This is a genomic window from Klebsiella sp. K5-204, from assembly GCF_030128585.1.
Lineage (GTDB): Bacteria > Pseudomonadota > Gammaproteobacteria > Enterobacterales > Enterobacteriaceae > Klebsiella > Klebsiella quasipneumoniae.
The window spans coordinates 245,223-262,129 of sequence record NZ_JAKUZS010000001.1 but is presented as its reverse complement, the minus strand read 5'-3'; the positions used below and the strand labels follow the sequence as shown (position 1 = coordinate 262,129).

The window sequence follows — 16,907 nt, the reverse complement described above, 5'->3', positions numbered from 1 at the left end:
TGGCGGATGCGCAGCGCCGCGGCAATCGCTTGACACTGTACATTAATACAGTAAAACTATCGCCCGCGATCAGCATACAGAGGACAGAAGATGTTTGTGGAACTGATTTATGACAAGCGCAATTTTGCCGGGCTGCCGGGCGCCAGAGAGACCATTCTTAACGAGCTGACCAAACGCATGCAGCGCATTTTTCCGGAGGCGGAAGTGCGGGTGAAGCCGATGATGACGCTCCCGGCGATCAACACCGACGCCAGCAAGCATGAAAAAGAGCTGATCAGCCGCACGGTGCAGGAGATGTTTGAAGAGGCGGACATGTGGCTCACTGAAGGGTAATCCCGCCCGTCCCTCGCGGCCCCCCCCTCTTTAAGAGCTTTCCCGGATGTGGCAGAGCCACGGGCAACAGTACAATAGCGGCGGTTGCAGACTGGCAATGCAACCTTCGCTCACCTGCTGGCTCTTGCATACGGCCAGCAGGTGAGCCTCCCCTCATCGCCTCACAGCGTCTCCGGCAGCGCCGCCATTATCCGATCCACCAGCTCGCGATGCTGATGCACCTTCCCGCATTTAACGATAACCTGCCTGGCGTTGTCATAGCCCGGCGCCCACAGACGGTTGTTGAGCAGAACGTCCTTGTAGACCGCGATCAGCGGTTTGTTCCACGCCGCCGCCATGTGCACCACCGAGGTGTCCGGGGAGATAATCAGCTTCGCCTGGGCAATCAGCGCCATCGCATGGTGCAACGTGTTAAATGGATTAACCACCACCTCCGGCGGCAGCGGGATGCGGATCTCGCGCCGGTGATCGAGCAGAATCACCGCGATCCCCGGATGGCGAGCCAGCAGCTTGTCGAGGAGTTCGGCCAGCTGCGTCTGGGAGAGACTCCGGTCGGCATGGCCGGCAAAAATATTAATCACTACCGCTTTTCCGCTCAGCGACGCCAGATACTGCGCCACCTCCTGCATAATCGGCCCGGGGATCGCCAGGTCGTAAGCATCCAGCCCGCAGGTGTCCAGTTTGAGATAGTCGGCGATCAACTCGAACGTTTTCGTCACGTGCCAGCGCTGGCAGTCAAAATCAAATGAGTGGGAGTAGTGCTTAATCGACGGCCATTTATTAAACCCGAGCACCGATTTCGCTTTTATTTGTCGGAAAAGCCGTAGACGATGCACGGGAATATCGAACAGCGAAGGGTCAATAATAATATCGTACTTATTATTAGCCAGTTCATTAATAACGTCGCGGGGAACGTTATGATTAAATTTTCGCAAAAAATCGGCGGACGTGACCGGGTCAGCTTCATAAATATGGCGGATCCGCGGGTTATAACGCATCACCTGGCTATTAGAGGTCGTCAGCAGGAAATCAACGATATAGCCTGACTGATGCAGGCATTTCACCAGCGCGGAATCCACTACCACATCGCCGACCGCCCCCTCATTGCGCATCAGTAAGACGGTTTTCGCGGACGACAAATCCACCGGCTGACGGCGTCGGCGATCCCAGAGCGCTTTCGCCACTCCCACCCGCAGGGAATTACGTACTTTCTTAGTAAAGTAATTTCGCCGTCTGTTGAGCTCCCTTATTTTATTAAACTTCTTGCGTGGGGAACCCTGCATGGTTGCATCGTGCATCATCCTAACCTCATTACGGCAATCATTAATATTCTGTGTCGTCCGATAAAGACTGAGCGAAATAAAAAAAGTTCGATTGAAAATGAAAATCATTCTTTTTTTTATTTACAAAACTCATCCAGCCCTGCGGGATTGCAACACAGCACTGTGAAGCAATAATGAGTGAATAGTGAATTTCCCGGCCCACCGTTGGCAGGCTGGCGCAACAGCGCTAAGCTGGCTGCTTTATGCTGTCAGGAGGACGCTATGCTTGAAGCAGTAGAAGGTAATATCCACCAGCGCCTGTGCGCGCTGCTCGACGAACACCAGGCGCGCTACCGGGTGATGGCGCACGACGCGGTCGGCCAGTGCGAAGCCGTCTCGGCGATCCGCGGCACCGCGCTTGGCCAGGGCGCGAAAGCGTTAGTCTGTAAAGTAAAAGGAAACGGCGTCAACCAGCATGTGCTGGCGATCCTCGCCGCCGATCAGCAGGCCGATCTGGCCAGCCTGGCCCGGCATATCGGCGGCAGCAAAGCCTCGCTGGCCAGCCCGGCGGAAGTGGAGGCGCTCACCGCCTGCGTGTTCGGCGCCATTCCCCCCTTCAGCTTCCATCCGGCGCTGCGCCTGGTGGCCGACCCGCTGCTGTTTGAGCGCTTTCCACAAATCGCCTTTAACGCCGGGCGCCTGGACCGGTCGATCATTCTCGATACCGAAGACTATTTACATATCGCCCGACCGGAGATCGCGACCTTTCGCCGTCTTAGCTAACCGGGCATCGGCCCTGATTTCCGCCGCATGGCGCAAAAATCCTGTTTATTCACGCCACGATGCGTAGAGTAAGCGGGATATTTTTTAGCTTTCTTTTTTTGGCAAGGACCTCTGTACATGTTTGATACCACCCTGTTGATCCTGCTGGGTCTGGCGGCGCTCGGCTTTATCAGCCATAACACCACCGTAGCGATCTCCATCCTCGTGCTGATTATCGTGCGCGTCACGCCGCTGAACGCCTTCTTTCCCTGGATTGAGAAACAGGGACTGACCGTCGGGATCATCATTCTGACTATCGGCGTGATGGCGCCCATCGCCAGCGGCACGCTGCCGCCGTCGACCCTGATCCACTCCTTTATGAACTGGAAATCACTGCTGGCGATTGCGGTCGGGGTGTTTGTTTCGTGGCTCGGCGGGCGCGGCGTCTCGCTGATGGGCTCCCAGCCGCAGCTGGTGGCCGGACTGCTGGTCGGTACGGTGCTCGGCGTCGCCCTGTTTCGCGGCGTCCCGGTCGGGCCGCTGATTGCCGCCGGGATCATCTCGTTGTTTATTGGGAAGTCGTAGCCAGGCTGCCGTGATAGCGGCCCGGCGTCTGTCCGAGCCCTTTCTTAAACATGGTGATGAAGGCGGTGGTGGAATCGTAGCCCAGCGCCTGGGCCGTCTGCTGCACCGTCTGCCCGCGGATCAGCTGCTGCAGCGCAAGGATCAGCTGCAGCTGATGGCGCCAGCGGCGAAAGCTCAGCCCCGTTTCACGCACTACCAGCCGCGCCAGATTGCGCTCGCTCATCGCGAACTCCGCCGCCCACTGGCTCAGGGTCTGCCAGCGCGCCGGATCCTCGGCCATCATCGTCACCATCTGACGAATTTTCGGGTGGTTCGATACCGGCAGTTGCAGGTGCTCCTGCGGCTGCCGGGGCAGCTCATCAAACAGCACCTGCACCAGCCGGGCCGTGGCAGGGGCGGCCAGCGACTCGCCGCCGCGTTCCGCCAGGGTGAGGATCAGCTCCCGCACCAGTGGGGAAATCTTTAACGTACAGCAGCGGTCCGGCATCGGCGCGGCGCCCGGCTCGATGAACAGGAAGCACACCTGGGCGCCGGGGGTGGCGCGGTTACTGTGGGAAAGCTGCCCCGGGACCCACACCGCATACTGCGGCGGCACCATCCACATCGCGTTCTCCACCTCGCAGGTCAAGGCGCCGTGCAGGGCGAGGATCAGCTGCCCCTTACGGTGGGAATGCGCCGGAATATACTGCTCCGCCTCCACCACCCGAATACGAAAGGCAATAGCCGATTCGTGGCCACTGTCCGGTTCATAACCATCCAGACCCAGTCCGATCATCATGTTGTCCGATATTAGCGATAATCTGTCATTTTAGCTTGATTTAAACAGGGGACAAAGTCGCTATCGTAACCCCCCTCGTTAGTTACCTTGAGAATGATATGTCTTCTGTGATCTCCTCCACCGGCCGCCGCCCCGCGCTGCTGATTGCCGGTATCCTGCTCATCGCCACCACCCTGCGCGTGGTCTTTACCGGCGCGGCGCCGCTGCTGGACGCGATTCGTAGCGACTATGGCCTGACCACCGCGCAGACCGGGCTGCTCACCACCCTGCCGCTGCTGGCCTTTGGCCTTGTCTCGCCGCTGGCGGCTGGGGTTGCCCGCCGGTTCGGCATGGAGCGCAGCCTGCTGCTGGCGATGCTGCTGATCTGCGCCGGCATTGCCCTGCGCTCCCTGCCCTCCGCTGCATGGCTGTTTATCGGCACGGCGGTGATCGGCTGCGGCATTGCGCTGGGTAACGTGCTGCTGCCCGGGCTGATTAAACGGGATTTCTCGCAGCATGTCGCCCGGATGACCGGCGCCTATTCCCTGACGATGGGCGGCGCGGCGGCGCTTGGCTCGGCGCTGGTGGTCCCCGTGGCGATGGCCGGATTCGGCTGGCGCGGGGCGATGCTGCTGCTGATGATCTTCCCGCTGCTGGCGCTCGTCAGCTGGCTGCCGCAGTCCCGGCGTCAAGCGGAGGCGCCGCTGACCGGCTCAGGCGCCATGCATAACCGGGGGATCTGGCGGTCGGCGCTGGCCTGGCAGGTGACGCTGTTCCTCGGCATCAACTCGCTGGTCTATTACGTGATTATCGGCTGGCTGCCGTCGATTCTGCAGAGTATGGGCTATAGCGAAGCGCAGGCCGGCTCGCTGCATGGCCTGCTGCAGCTGGCGACCGCCGCGCCCGGCCTGGCGATACCGCTGATCCTGCATCGGCTGCGCGACCAGCGCGGGATCGCGGTGCTGGTCGCCCTGATGTGCGCCATCAGCGCCGCCGGGCTGTGGCTGCTGCCAGGGCTGGCCATCGGCTGGACGCTGCTGTTCGGCTTTGGCTCCGGGGCCACGATGATCCTCGGCCTGACGTTTATCGGCCTGCGCGCCAGCTCGGCGCACCAGGCCGCGGCGCTGTCGGGGATGGCGCAGAGCGTCGGCTATCTGCTGGCCGCCTGCGGACCGCCGCTGATGGGCAGGATCCACGATGCCAATGGCGACTGGCATATTCCGCTGCTGGCGGTGGCGCTGATTTCGCTGGTGATGGCGGTCTGCGGCGCCCTCGCCGGGCGCGACCGGGAGATTCATCCCTGAAAATGACCGGCAGCGCCCGCTGCCGGTAGGGTTATTGTGCCGCGGCGCGCAGCAACGCCTGCACCAGCGGCGCAGGACGCCCGTCCAGCGCGTGGCGTTCATGTTGAAACAAGGTGGCGACAAAAAACGGGTGCGTCACCAACTCGACGGCGCGGATCTCGCCCTCTTCATCCCAGCCGGTGACGCGCAGATCGCCCTGCTCCAGCTCCGCGGCAAACGCGCTATCCACCCCGTAGCGGCAGTGGTAGCCCTCTTCAATGCTCTCCCGACCATAGGCGCGGGCAATCAGCGTATTCGCCCGCAGCTCGACGACGGCAGAAGTCTCCACCAGCGAGCAGCTGAGGGGAGCGATCACCATCCGCCCTTCACTGTCGGTTTCCGCATGACCCGCGTCCTGCCAGCCGAGCACGTTACGGGCGTATTCAATCACCGCATGCTGAAAGCCGCCGCAGGTGCCGAGGAAAGGAATGCTGTTTTCACGGGCATAGCGGATAGCGGCAAACGCGCCTTCCGGGTGATGATACGGGCTGCCGGGAACGACCCAGACGGCATCGTACTCCGCCAGCGCGTCGCCGGAGGCGATCGACGGGGTGGCGAGCCAGTCATATTTCACCGGCTGCTCCAGCACGGCGGCAGCATCGTCTATCGCCAGGGGAATGGCCTGATGGGCAACAATATCGGGGTGATAATCGCCGACGAGGGCGAGGCGTAAAGGGGTTTTCATAGCAGGTTCCTTATGTCTGGACGAGACGAGCAGCACAAGGCACGTCAGGATAGCGATCCCCTCCGCGGAACACAATCCTTATTTTCACCCCACCGCCGTGGCCGGTGGGTGAGGTATACTGGAGCAAGCGCAAAAGGGAGAGAGGATGAAAAGTAAGCTTTTGGTCAGCGCCTGCCTGATGGGATTCCAGGTGCGATATAACGGTAGCGAGAAAGCGCAGCTGGCGGCGACCCTGTCCCGCTGGCAGCAGGCGGATCGTCTGGTGATCCACTGCCCGGAGCTGGCGGCCGGTCTGCCGACGCCCCGCCTGCCGGCGGAGATCCTCGGCGGCGCCGGCGGCGATGTGCTTGCCGGACGGGCGCGGATCGTGGAAAGCGACGGCCGCGACGTCACGGGACATTATCAGCTGGCCGCCTGGCTGGCGCTCAGCGCCGCCCGGGAAGCGGGATGTCAGGCGGCATTACTCACCGACGGCAGCCCCACCTGCGGCAGTCAGTTTATCTATGACGGTTCCTTTCGCGGGCGGCGCAAAGCGGGCGCCGGCGTGGCCGCCGACCTGCTGCGCGCTCACGGCATCACGGTATTTTCCGACGGGCAGATCCCGCAGTTGCTCGCCTGGATGGCACAGAGGGAGCAGGATGATGATTCAATGTAAACGGGTGTACGATCCACAGGAAAGCAGCGACGGCTATCGGGTGCTGGTCGACCGTCTCTGGCCGCGGGGGATTAAAAAAGAGGCGCTGGCCTGCGATGAGTGGTGTAAAGAGTTAACGCCGTCCGCTGAGCTGCGGAAAGCCTTTCACGGCGAGGCGATCGATTTCGACCACTTCAGCCAGCGCTATCGTCAGGAGCTCGACGCACATCGCGAAACGGGCCTGCGGCTGGCGGCGCTGGCGCAGCGCCAGCCGCTGACGCTGCTGTACGCCGCGAAGAACACCGAGCAGAATCATGCCCGGGTGCTGGCCGCCTGGCTGGCGGCCCTGCCGGTTACGATTTAGCCGGATGGTCCCGGCGCCATAGCGCCCACTCATCGAGGGTTTCGCCGCTGGGCAGCTTGCACTGGGTGCTGACGCCCTGCGGCGTTTGCACCGGCACCCGGGTGCCGCCGGATTGCTGGCAGTAGACCGACGCGGGATTGGCCATGCCGATGGTTTTCGTCGGCGCGGTGGGCTGCGGCTGGGCGCAGCCGGCCAGCGCCAGGGGCAAAATAGCCAGTAACTTTTTCATCTTTTCTCCCTTTCTTCAATTCCCGGGGATTTTAGCCTGAATCTCCACGTTTTCTCCATCTTGCCTGCACTTTTCCCCCGTAGATTAACCCTTGTTCTCGAACTGACCAGAGAACAGATCATTCCATAATCAATGAGTTTTTCCCCGTCGCCCCCGACGGGGCTTTTTTCCCGCCGTGTCGACAAGTATTCCCAAGACAGATGTGATAAATTTAAAAATATCACTGTTTACTCGACGCTGATGTCCGTTTGCAGCCCAATATGCTGGGGTGACGTTTGGCGTGCTGGAGCTGTATTATTCATGTCAGATTTTATTCTTGCCCGGGTGTCGCAAACCCTCGCTACGGAACAGTCCCTGGAAACCCTGGTGCGCCAGCTGCTGGAGATGCTGGAGGCGGTGACGCGAATGGAGTCCACCTACCTTACCCGCATCGATATTAACGCCCAGCGGCAGCAGATCATGTTCGCCCACAACAGCAGCGAAATGCAGATCCCGGAAGGATTTTCCGTCCCCTGGGATGAATCTCTGTGCAAACGCGCCCTTGAGGATCAGTGTACGTTTAGCAATGACGTCGCCCGTCGCTGGCACTCCTGCATCGCCGCCCAGGAGCTGGGGATCGCCACCTTTTTAAGCATTCCTGTGCGCCTGGCCGACGGCTCTCTGTTCGGCACCCTCTGCGCCACCAGCCGGCAACAACAGCCTTATAACCTTGAAGGTGAACAGGTCATGGGCCTGTTCGCGAAGCTCATTTCCCACTACGTGGAAAAAGACACCCTGGTGCAACAGCTGCAGGCGGCAAACGTCGCGCTGGAGCTGCACTCGTCGACCGATGAGCTCACCCAGCTCCCTAATCGCCGCGCGCTGTTTAAGCAGCTGGCGCTACGCTTTGCCTCCGCCCGCGCTCAGCAGCAACAGGTCGCGCTCATTTTTATCGATCTCGACGGTTTCAAAGCCATTAACGATCGGTTCGGCCATCCGTGCGGCGACAGCTTTCTGGTGCAGGTCGGCGAACGACTCACCGCCGTCGCGCGCCGGGAAGATATCGTTGGCCGCCTTGGCGGCGATGAGTTTTTGATCGTCGGTAGCGCCCAGCCGCCCGCGGCGCAGCAGGCGTATGTCACCACCCTGCGCCAGGCCCTGTGCGGCGTCTACTTCCTCGGCGAACAGCGTATCAACTATGAGGGCGCCAGCTTCGGGGTGGTCATCTGCGATCCGCAGAGTATCGATGTTGAAGCGGCCTTACGCGCTGCCGATGAGGCGATGTATCAGGATAAGAAGTCTCGCCGGCAGGAGAATTTTATTCATATTGACTAAAGTCACGCGATATCCAGTATCATGCTGGGCATCATTCGTGGGTACAGGGACACTATCATGAAATTGGGTATTCTTTTCCCGGTGGCGATCTTTATCATCGCCGTCGTCTTTCTCGGCTGGTTTTTTGTCGGCGGCTATGCGGCGCCGGGCGGAGCATAATGAAAAAAAGCACCATTATTATGCTGGTTGTCGCCATCGTGGCGGTGGCCGGCGCCCAGTTCGGCTGGTGGTGATCGCCGCGGCGATATTGCGGAGTTGTCCTATCCCATCAATAAGTTAACGCTTTACACTCACGTTATCCGCCGCGGCATTCTCGGCCCCGGGGAAAGAAAAATAGCGGGAGAAGTAAGGATGAAAAAACCGATCGTGTTACCGTTGATTATTGCGCTGTGCACGCTGTTATCGGGATGCATTGTTGACGATGGCTATCACCACCATCGCCATCACCACCATCATCACTATCATGACGATGATTAATGCTTCACGCTGTTGATGAGCCGATAAAACAGGGCGAACTTTGGTTCGCCCATTGACGCTTAATCCTGACGCTCGTCGCCGAGGAAAATAAAGCCGAGCGGAATAGCGAAGAGCGCGGTAAAGACGATGCTGTAAACCGTCACCATCGCCCCCTGCAGGAAGAACATGGACGTCGTCCACTCCGAGTACGGCATATTGTACTCGCTCACCACGCCGCCAAAGGTCGCCCGTCCCACCACCGCCAGCGCGATAGCAAACACCGCCGCGAGCGACAGACAGTATTTTTTGCAGTTTTTATTGCTGAGGAGTTTTTGCAGAATCATCCGGGCTTCCTTTTTGCTGAGCGATAAACGGCTGTATATGTAACACCAATGCAATAAAAAATGAAGGGTTTTTGTTACAGGGCAGAATAAGAGGCGGCGGGCCGGTCTGTGGGTAACCGGCCCGTGGGGATCAGGACTGCAGGGTAGCCAGGCGCGCGGCGAACCCAACGAAAACCAGGCCAATCAGGCTGTTGCCAAGTTTGGCCAGCTTCTTGCGGGTTTTGACGTAGCGGGTGACAAACGAGCCGGAGAGGATCAAAAAGCTCATATAGCAGAAGCTTATCACCTCGAGGGTCAGCGCCAGAATAAAGAACGCCACCCCGGGTGCTTTGGCGTTGACGTCGATAAACTGCACGAAAAACGACACATAAAACAGAATCGCTTTCGGGTTGGTCAGGCTCAGTGTCAGGGAGCGCTTGAGGATTGCGCTCGCCGGCTCTGCGCTGGCGTCGGCCTGGCCGTCACGCTGGGTCAGCACCGCATAGAGCATTTTGCCCCCCAGCCACAGCAGGTAAATCGCTCCGAGGTAACGGACGACGTTAAACAGCACCGGCGTGGTCTTAATCAGCGTCGCCACGCCGGCAAAGGCCAGAAACATCAGCACCGCGTCGCCAATAAAGACGCCCGCCGCCGCCAGATAGCCTTTCTTCACGCCGTGGGCAATGCCCGTCTTCAGCACAAAAAACGTATTAGGGCCAGGGACGAGGATGATAAACACCGCCCCGACCAGGTAGGTCAAATAATTCAGAACACCAAACTCAGCGAACACTCTGCACTCCTTCGCGCACGACTAAAACATGATCCGGCTCACGTTACCCCAACTGTCGGGATTTTGAAAGCGCAGCCTGTGCGGGAAGGTTAATAGACGGAGGGTTCACCCAGCGGGCGGGTTTTAAAACGGCGATGCACCCACAGATACTGCTCGGGGGCGCGCAGGATCTCGCGCTCAATCACCTTGTTGATATAGCCGGCGGCGATCTGCTTATCCTCACCCGGATAGTCATTCATCACTTCGCTAATGTGCAGGCTGTAGCCCTGGCGATCCAGCTTGCGCACCATGCTGATGCTCAGCATTTTCGCCCCCGATAAACGGGAAAGCACATAGGTGCCGTTGGTGGTAGCCGCCTGCGGGACGGAGAAAAACGGCGCAAACACGCTGCCCTTGGGGCCGTAATCCTGGTCCGGAGCAAACCAGACCGCTTCGCCTGATTTTAAGGCATGTACCAGGCCGGTCAGGTTGTTGCGATCGATCATCGCTTTGTTCGAGCGCAGGCGACCGCGGGTTTGCACCCACTCCATCAGCGGACTGTTGTGCGGACGATAGGTGGCCATCATTGGACGACACAGCCCCATGGCGCGCCCGCCCAGCTCCAGCGACATAAAGTGTATGCCGACGACCATCACCCCTTTCCCGCCGCTAAGCGCATGATTAAGGTTGGCAAAGCCCTCGACATCAAACCATTTTTTAACCCGCTCATCGCTCCAGAACCAGGCCATGCCGGTTTCGATCAGTCCCATTCCCAGCGACATAAAGTTTTGATCGATGAGGGTCTCGCGCGCCGCCGGCGACATCTCCGGGAAGCAGAGCTCAATATTGCGCCGGGCGATATGTTCGCGGCGTTTGAGAAAGCGTCGGGAAAGACGACCCGCGCTGGTGCCGATAAAATGCAGCAGCGGATAAGGCAGTTGCACGATCAACCAGAGAATGCCGAGCCCGAACCAGGTCAGCCAGTTGCGCGGGTGTAAAAGTTGTTTATGAAATACGCAGGCCATGATTTTTCCTGTAAACATTAATTATGTGGTAACGCTTAAGGAAAACAGAGTCCATTTATCATCATTAGGCGGTACGTACAGCAAGTTCGACAATACTAATCCGGCGAAATTCCTTCCGGCAAGTAAAAAACTGCGTGCTGACAAAAAAACATAATTGCGGCACAAATGTTACTAAATGTAAACTTAAATCTTGCGACCCTTTTAATATATTCATCATGTATATCATTTTCACGCTAATCATCCGCGTTACTAGCAGAAAAAACCGAATTCTTCATCGGGGGCGCCCTGCCTGCGGGGAGATGTCGTCCGCTAAGCCGCGCGGCCAGCGGCGTGGCGCATCGCGTCGCGTCGTCATTTGTGGGCGTGATAATTAAAGCGCGCGCGCCGTGGAATGTATCATGTTTAATCTATCAGCATAAGGAAGATTAAATTCGCCTTAAGACAATAATTAAGAATAGGCTTATTTAAGCCTGCTTTAAAAATACTCGTCTTTTCCTGCGGAGGCATTTTAATGGCGCCCTCGCCGGCTGCTAAAAAAATATTTCTTTACGCCTCGCGCATAAAAACAGGCGGGGGTGAATGACGGACAATGATCCGCCGCCGGTTTGCACTCGCGTCGGGTGATTGAGAGAACAACGCGGCCAGGGCGCGAACCACGCCCTGGCCGTAGAGGATCAATAGGTGTGGAAGTATTGCTGGATCAGCTGCGGATTTTTCGTCTGCGTCAGCGCCGTCATCAGCAGAATACGCGCTTTCGCCGGGTTGAGGGAATCGGCCACCAGCCCTGGCTGGCTGTCGTCCGGGGGCACCACGCCGCTGCCGGTGCGGGAGGCGCGCACCACTACGATGCCCGCCTGCTGCGCTTTTTTAATACCAGCGGCGCTACGTACCGATACAGAACCCGCCCCCGTGCCGGCGTAAATAATACCGTCGGCATGATGGGCGATCGCCGCATCGTACATATACTCCGGGTCGTCCTGGTAACCATAGATGATCACCACTTTCGGCAGAGCCTTCAGCTGACGCACATCGAAGACCGAGCGCAGGGTATGAATTTTATCCACCCGCGTTTCAAACTGGGGTTTTCCCCCCACCACGACGCCAAGATAACCCTCCTCCGGCGCCCGGAAAGTATCCAGCGAGGTGGCATTGGTTTTGGTGACGAAGCGCGCCGCGCCGATGCGGTCGTTAAGCACCACCATGACCCCGCGCCCACGGGCATCCGGGTCGGCGGCGACCGTAACGGCTTCCAGCAGGTTCATCGGCCCGTCGGCGCTGATCGCCGTCGCCGGACGCATCGCGGCGGTAAAGACCACCGGTTTATTGCTTTTCACCGTCAGATTGAGGAAATAAGGGGTTTCATCGAGGGTGTCGGTGCCATGAGTGATCACCACGCCATCGACATCATCCCGGGCTAATAACGCATTCACCCGCTTCGAGAGCTGCAGAATAATATCGCTGGTCATATTCTCACTGCCGATATTCGCCACCTGCTCACCTTCGACGTGGGCGATTTTACTTATTTCCGGCACGGCGTTAATCAGCGTCTGCACGCCAATTGCCCCGGCTTTATAGCCCGTCGTCTGGGTATTGCTGGCCGCCGAGCCGGCAATCGTCCCACCGGTGGCTAAAATGACAATATGCGGTAAGCGCGTCTCGCTAAACGCCAGGCTGCTCATCGTCAGTAACGCAATGGCAAGTAATGCTCTAAAATTCATACAAGTCACTCCCTTCATAGACATTAATCAAACTTACGCTTGCTTAATGCAAAGGGCTTGCCAGAATTGATATCTTTTACGGGGGGTAAATGGTTAACTATCAGACAATAATAAGGTTCTCGCATCAACATCGCCCAAATCTGGTGCATGACTGGATCTGAACCGGGCAAGCGCCATGAACCCATACATTATGAGTTTTTACCCTTTCAGCAACACACAACACGCATTGGGATCAGATTATCGACACTTCCGTCACCCCCGAGGTCATTTATGCCCGCCGGGTGACGCGAACGGAGAACAGAAATGCGTATTGCCCTGAAGTCGGCCCTGATGCTGACCACCAACGTCATTCAGATCATTAACCCTGATCTGCACCGGCATATGCAACGAACGGCCTTAATCGCCCTGACACTGGCGCAAAGGCTGGGCTTGCCTGCCGAGCGGCAGCAGACCATCTTTTGCGCCGCGCTGCTGCACGATATCGGCGTACTGGGTGATAGACGCACCATTCATTCGCTGGATGCTATCGATAATATCCACGATCCGCATCAGCGCCAGGGGGCGGCGATGCTCGAGGGGTTAGCAACCTTCCGGCCCATCGTCCCCTTTATTCGCGACCACCACTTTAGCCCGGAGCACCGCGGCAGCCGCGAACAGCATATTATCTATTTCGCCGATGCCTTTGAACGGCTGCTGCCGGCGGATAGCCGCGTGACCGCCTGGCCCACGCGGGCAGTGGTGGAGCAGTTCGTCACCCTGCACCGGGAGATCGATCCGTTACTCTGCGATACCCTGTGCGAGGTCGCTGAAAATGCGAGCTTCTGGCAGCACCTGCATCCCGGGCATATTCAACGGCTGCTGGAAATTATTGCCCCCATCAACACGCTGTATCTGGATATTGACGGTCTGAAAGATGTCTGCCTGCTGATTGCCAAAATTGTCGACACCTACAGCAGCTTTACCGCCAGCCACAGTATTATGGTGGGGGAAATCGCCCGCCAGCTTGCCCACTGGATGCAGCTGCCGGAGCCCATCTGCCAGCAAATACAGGTTGCCGGCTATCTGCACGACATTGGTAAGGTTTATATCCCTCTTTCTATTCTGGAAAAAGAGGGGGAGCTGGATGACGACGAGCTGAGCCAGGTACGCGAGCACAGCTACATGACCGGGGATCTCCTTAGCGACTACAGCGAGCTTGGCGACATTATCAACTGGGCCTCGAATCATCATGAAAAACTGGACGGCAGCGGCTACCCTCTGCATCTCGAAAAGGATCACCTGACCCTCGCCGACCGCATTATCTCCATCGCCGATATTTTCACCGCCCTGACCGAAGATCGCCCTTATCGTAAAGGGATGGCCTGGCAGGAGGCCTTACAGATTATGGAAACGGATGTTATAAATGGCGCTCTGGATCGCGATGTCTTTCTCGTTTTGCGCCACCATGCGGAAACGCTACACGCCATCATTCTTCAGACCCTCGAACACCCCCGCAGCGAGCACCGTCCCTGAAGCGGACCGCCGTCGTGACGGGGACGGGTTCTATAATTAAAACAGCTTCATCTGCATGCAAGGAAACACAGGGTGAGAATCGCCACCATCACCAACTGGGCCTACGGGATCACCGTCGGCCTGACGCTGACCTCCGGGAGCGCCATGCTCATGGCCTCCAGCGCAGACCGCGTCGAACGCCAGGCGGTACAGCAGCGCCAGGTCTTTGATACCCTCTCCGACGAGGTGGAAAACGACGCCTGGGCGCTGTCTGACCTCGCCCGGCTATACGTGGTTAAGCCCTCGCCGGAGACGCTGGAGCAGTACCAGCAGCTGCAGCGGACCGACAAAAGCATTGAGCTGCGGCTGGCCAGATTGAAAGATAACGGCGCCAGCCGCGAGGAGCTGGCGCTGCTACACGATGGCCTGCAGATTGCCGCTGAACTGCAGGATGAACAACAGGCCGCCCTGGCGCATGTCGCCCACGGCGATGCGCCAGCGGCCATCGCCGTGCTGTACGGCAATGCATACGAGACCGAGCTGGAACGCATGCAGACGCAGATCGATCGCTTCCGCCAGATGCTCGAAAATCGCGCCGCCGTCGCCATTGACCAGGCCACCGAACGCTCGCGGATCTGGCGCACCCTGTCGGAAATCATGGTCGGCCTGACCGCGCTGATGTTTTTGTTCGTCCTCGGCTTTATTCTCAAACGGCGGGTGCTCTACCCGGTGGTTCGCCTGAGCGACGTGGTGCAGCGTCTCGCCTCCCAGGACTATGCGGTGGAGACGCCGCAGTTCACTCAGGTGGATGAGATTGGCGATATGGCCCAGGCCATCCGTATTTTTCGCGAGAACGGCCTGGCCCGCCAGCAGCTGGAGCAGCAGCGCGACGCTGACTGGGCGATCCGCGAACTGCTGGCGCGCATGACCCAGCGTCTGCAGGGCTGTGAAACCATTGAGGATGTGATTAAGGTGGCGGAACTGTTTGCGCCGAATATCGCCCCGACGATCCCCGGGAAACTGTATATTCTCGATACCGACCCCTGGCAGATGCGCTGCGTGGCGCAGTGGCTGGCGCCCGCCGGGGAGACGACGCCCTTTTCACCCGACGACTGTTGGGCGATACGTCGGGGACTCAGCCATCCGCCGGTGCAGGGCGAACCCGATATCACCTGCTATCATCTGCCGGAGGCGCACGCCGGCCAGTCGCTCTGCGTACCGCTCATCGCCCAGGGCGAAGCCATCGGGCTGCTGACCTTTCAGAACGTTACCGCCAGTGACGCCCCTTCCCGGGCCTACCTTGAGCTGATGGCGGAAGCGCTGGGCCTGGCGCTGGCCAATCAGCGCTTACGCAGCGCCCTGCTGGAAAAAGCGCTGTTCGATTCCCTGACCGGCCTGCGTAATCGCCATCATCTTGACGAAGCGCTGCATTCACAGATGGCGCTGGCGGTCCATACCCACACCCCGCTGAGCTGTCTGATGATCGACATCGATCATTTTAAAGCCATCAATGACCGCTACGGCCACGAGGCCGGCGATCTGGTGATTAAGAGCGTCGCCACCATCGTGCAGCGCGCGGTGCGCGATATCGGCACGGCTTTCCGCTACGGCGGCGAAGAGTTTCTGGTGCTGCTCCCCGGCCTTGACGAAGCCGAGGCGCACCAGTGCGCCAGCGAGATCTATACCCAGGTGCACGCGATGACGCTGCGCGATGGTCTGACCGAGATAGGCCAGGTGGATGTGTCGATTGGCATCGCCAGCTACCCGCAGCACACCCAAAGCGACAGCCTGCTGCGCGCGGCGGACGCCGCGCTGTACCGGGCGAAAGAGCTGGGCCGCTCAAGGATTGTCAGCTTTGGCCGCCTCAAGACCAGCTAACCGGGTGATTGCTCGGTCGCATTGAGTAGCGAGATAACTTTCCGCACCACCGCCGAACGGATATGGCGGTGGTAAACCATGCTCAGCTCACTCTCCGCCAGCCGGTCCTGAAGATCGATATACACCACGTTATCGAGGCGTAAGGCCCGCGCCGAGACCGGAACCAGGGCCACCCCGACCCCGGCGGAGACCAGGCTAATCATCGAGGTGACGTCGTTAATCCGCTGCGCCACCTGCGGCGTAAAGCCCGCGACGCGGCAGGCGTCAATAAACACCTGCTCCAACCCGGTGCCCTGCGGATCGTCAAGCGAGATCCAGTTATCCGAGCGCAATGAGGCCAGATTGAGCGCCCCCACGCCCGCCAGCGGATGCTGTTGATAGAGCGCCAGGCAGAGCTTTTCCCGCACAAACGGCCTGACCACCAGCGCCTCCGGCGGCGAGGCCAGCGGCGCCCGGATGATGGCGATATCCAGGCGCAGATCCAGCAGCGCTTCGTAGAGCATTTGCACATCGCCATGCACCAGCGACAGCTCAATCCCCGGCCAGTCGGCGCGCAGCTCGCGCAGCAGCCCCGGCAGTTTACTGTCGTACATCGCGCTGGAGACATACCCCAGATGCAACCTTCCCTGCTCGCCCCGCGCGGTGCGCTGAGCGTCCAGTGCCGCCTGGTCGACCATCTCCAGCGCCAGCCGCGTCTTCTGCCAAAAGGCCTCGCCCGCGGCGGTCAGGGTCAGACGGCGGTTGGCGCGGGAGAAGAGCACCACCCCCAGACGCTGCTCGAGCTGTTTAATCTGCTGGCTGAGGGCGGGCTGGGCGATATGTAACCGCTCCGCCGCCCGGTGCATATGTAACTCTTCGGCAACGACCACAAAATGGCGTAACGCTCGCAAGGACATGGCCGGACTCCAGGGTTTTATTGATAATAAAAATCTTATCAATAATGCATGAATGATGCAATTGATAACCATTAGCCTGCGAA

General features: G+C 59.1%; 21 protein-coding genes and 1 pseudogene. 13 read left to right on the top strand and 9 right to left on the bottom strand.

All coding sequences use genetic code 11. The annotated features are described in order from the left end of the window. Positions 1-90 precede the first annotated feature (90 nt). Complete coding sequence (locus MKR05_RS01330) at positions 91-333, top strand: DinI family protein (protein WP_101989504.1); 243 nt, start codon at positions 91-93, stop codon at positions 331-333. Positions 334-494: 161 nt separating this feature from the next. Here MKR05_RS01330 and MKR05_RS01325 read toward each other — a convergent pair whose 3' ends face one another. Continuing rightward, positions 495-1,631, bottom strand: coding sequence for a glycosyltransferase family 9 protein (locus MKR05_RS01325; RefSeq protein WP_238875536.1), 1,137 nt, complete (start codon positions 1,629-1,631; stop codon positions 495-497). On the opposite strand from MKR05_RS01325, the pseudogene MKR05_RS01320 reads away from it, so the two are divergent. The 3 genes and pseudogenes from MKR05_RS01320 to MKR05_RS01310 all read left to right on the top strand — a co-directional run bounded on the left by MKR05_RS01320 (position 1,626) and on the right by MKR05_RS01310 (position 2,942). Continuing rightward, positions 1,626-1,782: pseudogene (locus tag MKR05_RS01320) on the top strand (hypothetical protein). The gene MKR05_RS01325 and the pseudogene MKR05_RS01320 overlap by 6 nt on opposite strands. Before the next feature lie 95 nt (positions 1,783-1,877). Beyond that, the gene (locus MKR05_RS01315) at positions 1,878-2,378 is read left to right on the top strand and encodes a YbaK/prolyl-tRNA synthetase associated domain-containing protein (RefSeq protein WP_023289251.1); all 501 of its coding nucleotides are present in this window, start codon (positions 1,878-1,880) and stop codon (positions 2,376-2,378) included. A 117-nt stretch (positions 2,379-2,495) separates the two neighbouring features. Further along, entirely contained in the window at positions 2,496-2,942 is a 447-nt protein-coding gene (locus MKR05_RS01310) for a DUF441 domain-containing protein (RefSeq protein ID WP_044522266.1), read from the top strand. On the opposite strand, the gene MKR05_RS01305 is transcribed toward MKR05_RS01310, so the two are convergent. After that, positions 2,926-3,720 carry a helix-turn-helix domain-containing protein gene (locus MKR05_RS01305; protein ID WP_072096654.1) on the bottom strand — a complete coding sequence of 265 codons (795 nt, stop codon included), beginning with the start codon at positions 3,718-3,720 and terminating at the stop codon, positions 2,926-2,928. The genes MKR05_RS01310 and MKR05_RS01305 overlap by 17 nt on opposite strands. A gap of 107 nt (positions 3,721-3,827) precedes the next feature. On the opposite strand from MKR05_RS01305, the gene MKR05_RS01300 reads away from it, so the two are divergent. Continuing rightward, complete coding sequence (locus MKR05_RS01300) at positions 3,828-5,003, top strand: CynX/NimT family MFS transporter (protein ID WP_238875538.1); 1,176 nt, start codon at positions 3,828-3,830, stop codon at positions 5,001-5,003. Positions 5,004-5,034: 31 nt separating this feature from the next. On the opposite strand, the gene MKR05_RS01295 is transcribed toward MKR05_RS01300, so the two are convergent. Continuing rightward, positions 5,035-5,727, bottom strand: a complete 693-nt coding sequence (locus MKR05_RS01295; protein WP_023289248.1) for a CTP synthase — start codon at positions 5,725-5,727, stop codon at positions 5,035-5,037. 145 nt (positions 5,728-5,872) lie between these two features. Here MKR05_RS01295 and MKR05_RS01290 point away from each other — a divergent pair, with 145 nt between their 5' ends. After that, the gene (locus MKR05_RS01290; RefSeq protein WP_023289247.1) at positions 5,873-6,382 is read left to right on the top strand and encodes a DUF523 domain-containing protein; all 510 of its coding nucleotides are present in this window, start codon (positions 5,873-5,875) and stop codon (positions 6,380-6,382) included. A 4-nt stretch (positions 6,383-6,386) separates the two neighbouring features. Beyond that, a complete protein-coding gene (locus tag MKR05_RS01285) occupies positions 6,387-6,725 on the top strand; it encodes a DUF488 domain-containing protein (RefSeq protein WP_072096655.1) in 339 nt (112 codons plus the stop codon). On the opposite strand, the gene MKR05_RS01280 is transcribed toward MKR05_RS01285, so the two are convergent. Next, positions 6,715-6,954, bottom strand: coding sequence for a DUF333 domain-containing protein (locus MKR05_RS01280; protein ID WP_023289245.1), 240 nt, complete (start codon positions 6,952-6,954; stop codon positions 6,715-6,717). The two genes, MKR05_RS01285 and MKR05_RS01280, sit on opposite strands and share 11 nt — an antisense overlap. Before the next feature lie 300 nt (positions 6,955-7,254). Here MKR05_RS01280 and MKR05_RS01275 point away from each other — a divergent pair, with 300 nt between their 5' ends. The 4 genes from MKR05_RS01275 to MKR05_RS01265 all read left to right on the top strand — a co-directional run bounded on the left by MKR05_RS01275 (position 7,255) and on the right by MKR05_RS01265 (position 8,745). Continuing rightward, complete coding sequence (locus MKR05_RS01275; protein WP_017898645.1) at positions 7,255-8,268, top strand: sensor domain-containing diguanylate cyclase; 1,014 nt, start codon at positions 7,255-7,257, stop codon at positions 8,266-8,268. Positions 8,269-8,325: 57 nt separating this feature from the next. Next, positions 8,326-8,427, top strand: coding sequence for a YoaK family small membrane protein (locus tag MKR05_RS01270; RefSeq protein ID WP_004150782.1), 102 nt, complete (start codon positions 8,326-8,328; stop codon positions 8,425-8,427). Next, on the top strand, positions 8,427-8,501 hold the full coding sequence (yoaJ, locus tag MKR05_RS27010) for a protein YoaJ (RefSeq protein ID WP_137910537.1): 75 nt from the start codon (positions 8,427-8,429) through the stop codon (positions 8,499-8,501). The genes MKR05_RS01270 and yoaJ overlap by 1 nt, the downstream gene beginning before the upstream one ends. Positions 8,502-8,619: 118 nt before the next feature. After that, the gene (locus tag MKR05_RS01265; protein WP_004203733.1) at positions 8,620-8,745 is read left to right on the top strand and encodes a hypothetical protein; all 126 of its coding nucleotides are present in this window, start codon (positions 8,620-8,622) and stop codon (positions 8,743-8,745) included. A 59-nt stretch (positions 8,746-8,804) separates the two neighbouring features. On the opposite strand, the gene MKR05_RS01260 is transcribed toward MKR05_RS01265, so the two are convergent. The 4 genes from MKR05_RS01260 to fraE form a co-directional block, all read right to left on the bottom strand. Continuing rightward, positions 8,805-9,068, bottom strand: a complete 264-nt coding sequence (locus tag MKR05_RS01260) for a DUF2534 family protein (protein ID WP_004203731.1) — start codon at positions 9,066-9,068, stop codon at positions 8,805-8,807. Between the two features lie 130 nt (positions 9,069-9,198). Then, the gene (gene leuE, locus MKR05_RS01255; RefSeq protein WP_004203730.1) at positions 9,199-9,837 is read right to left on the bottom strand and encodes a leucine efflux protein LeuE; all 639 of its coding nucleotides are present in this window, start codon (positions 9,835-9,837) and stop codon (positions 9,199-9,201) included. Positions 9,838-9,926: 89 nt separating this feature from the next. Continuing rightward, on the bottom strand, positions 9,927-10,841 hold the full coding sequence (gene lpxP, locus MKR05_RS01250; RefSeq protein ID WP_044522256.1) for a kdo(2)-lipid IV(A) palmitoleoyltransferase: 915 nt from the start codon (positions 10,839-10,841) through the stop codon (positions 9,927-9,929). A 674-nt stretch (positions 10,842-11,515) separates the two neighbouring features. Further along, on the bottom strand, positions 11,516-12,559 hold the full coding sequence (gene fraE / locus MKR05_RS01245) for a fructose-asparagine asparaginase (protein WP_044522254.1): 1,044 nt from the start codon (positions 12,557-12,559) through the stop codon (positions 11,516-11,518). 303 nt (positions 12,560-12,862) lie between these two features. On the opposite strand from fraE, the gene MKR05_RS01240 reads away from it, so the two are divergent. Beyond that, positions 12,863-14,071: an HD domain-containing phosphohydrolase gene (locus MKR05_RS01240; protein ID WP_101990550.1), complete on the top strand. Its 1,209-nt coding sequence runs from the start codon at positions 12,863-12,865 to the stop codon at positions 14,069-14,071. 72 nt (positions 14,072-14,143) lie between these two features. Beyond that, positions 14,144-15,928, top strand: a complete 1,785-nt coding sequence (locus MKR05_RS01235; protein WP_248569311.1) for a diguanylate cyclase — start codon at positions 14,144-14,146, stop codon at positions 15,926-15,928. Here the strand turns inward: MKR05_RS01235 and MKR05_RS01230 are convergent. Then, on the bottom strand, positions 15,925-16,824 hold the full coding sequence (locus tag MKR05_RS01230) for a LysR substrate-binding domain-containing protein (RefSeq protein WP_165457605.1): 900 nt from the start codon (positions 16,822-16,824) through the stop codon (positions 15,925-15,927). The two genes, MKR05_RS01235 and MKR05_RS01230, sit on opposite strands and share 4 nt — an antisense overlap. Between the last annotated feature and the right edge of the window lie 83 nt (positions 16,825-16,907).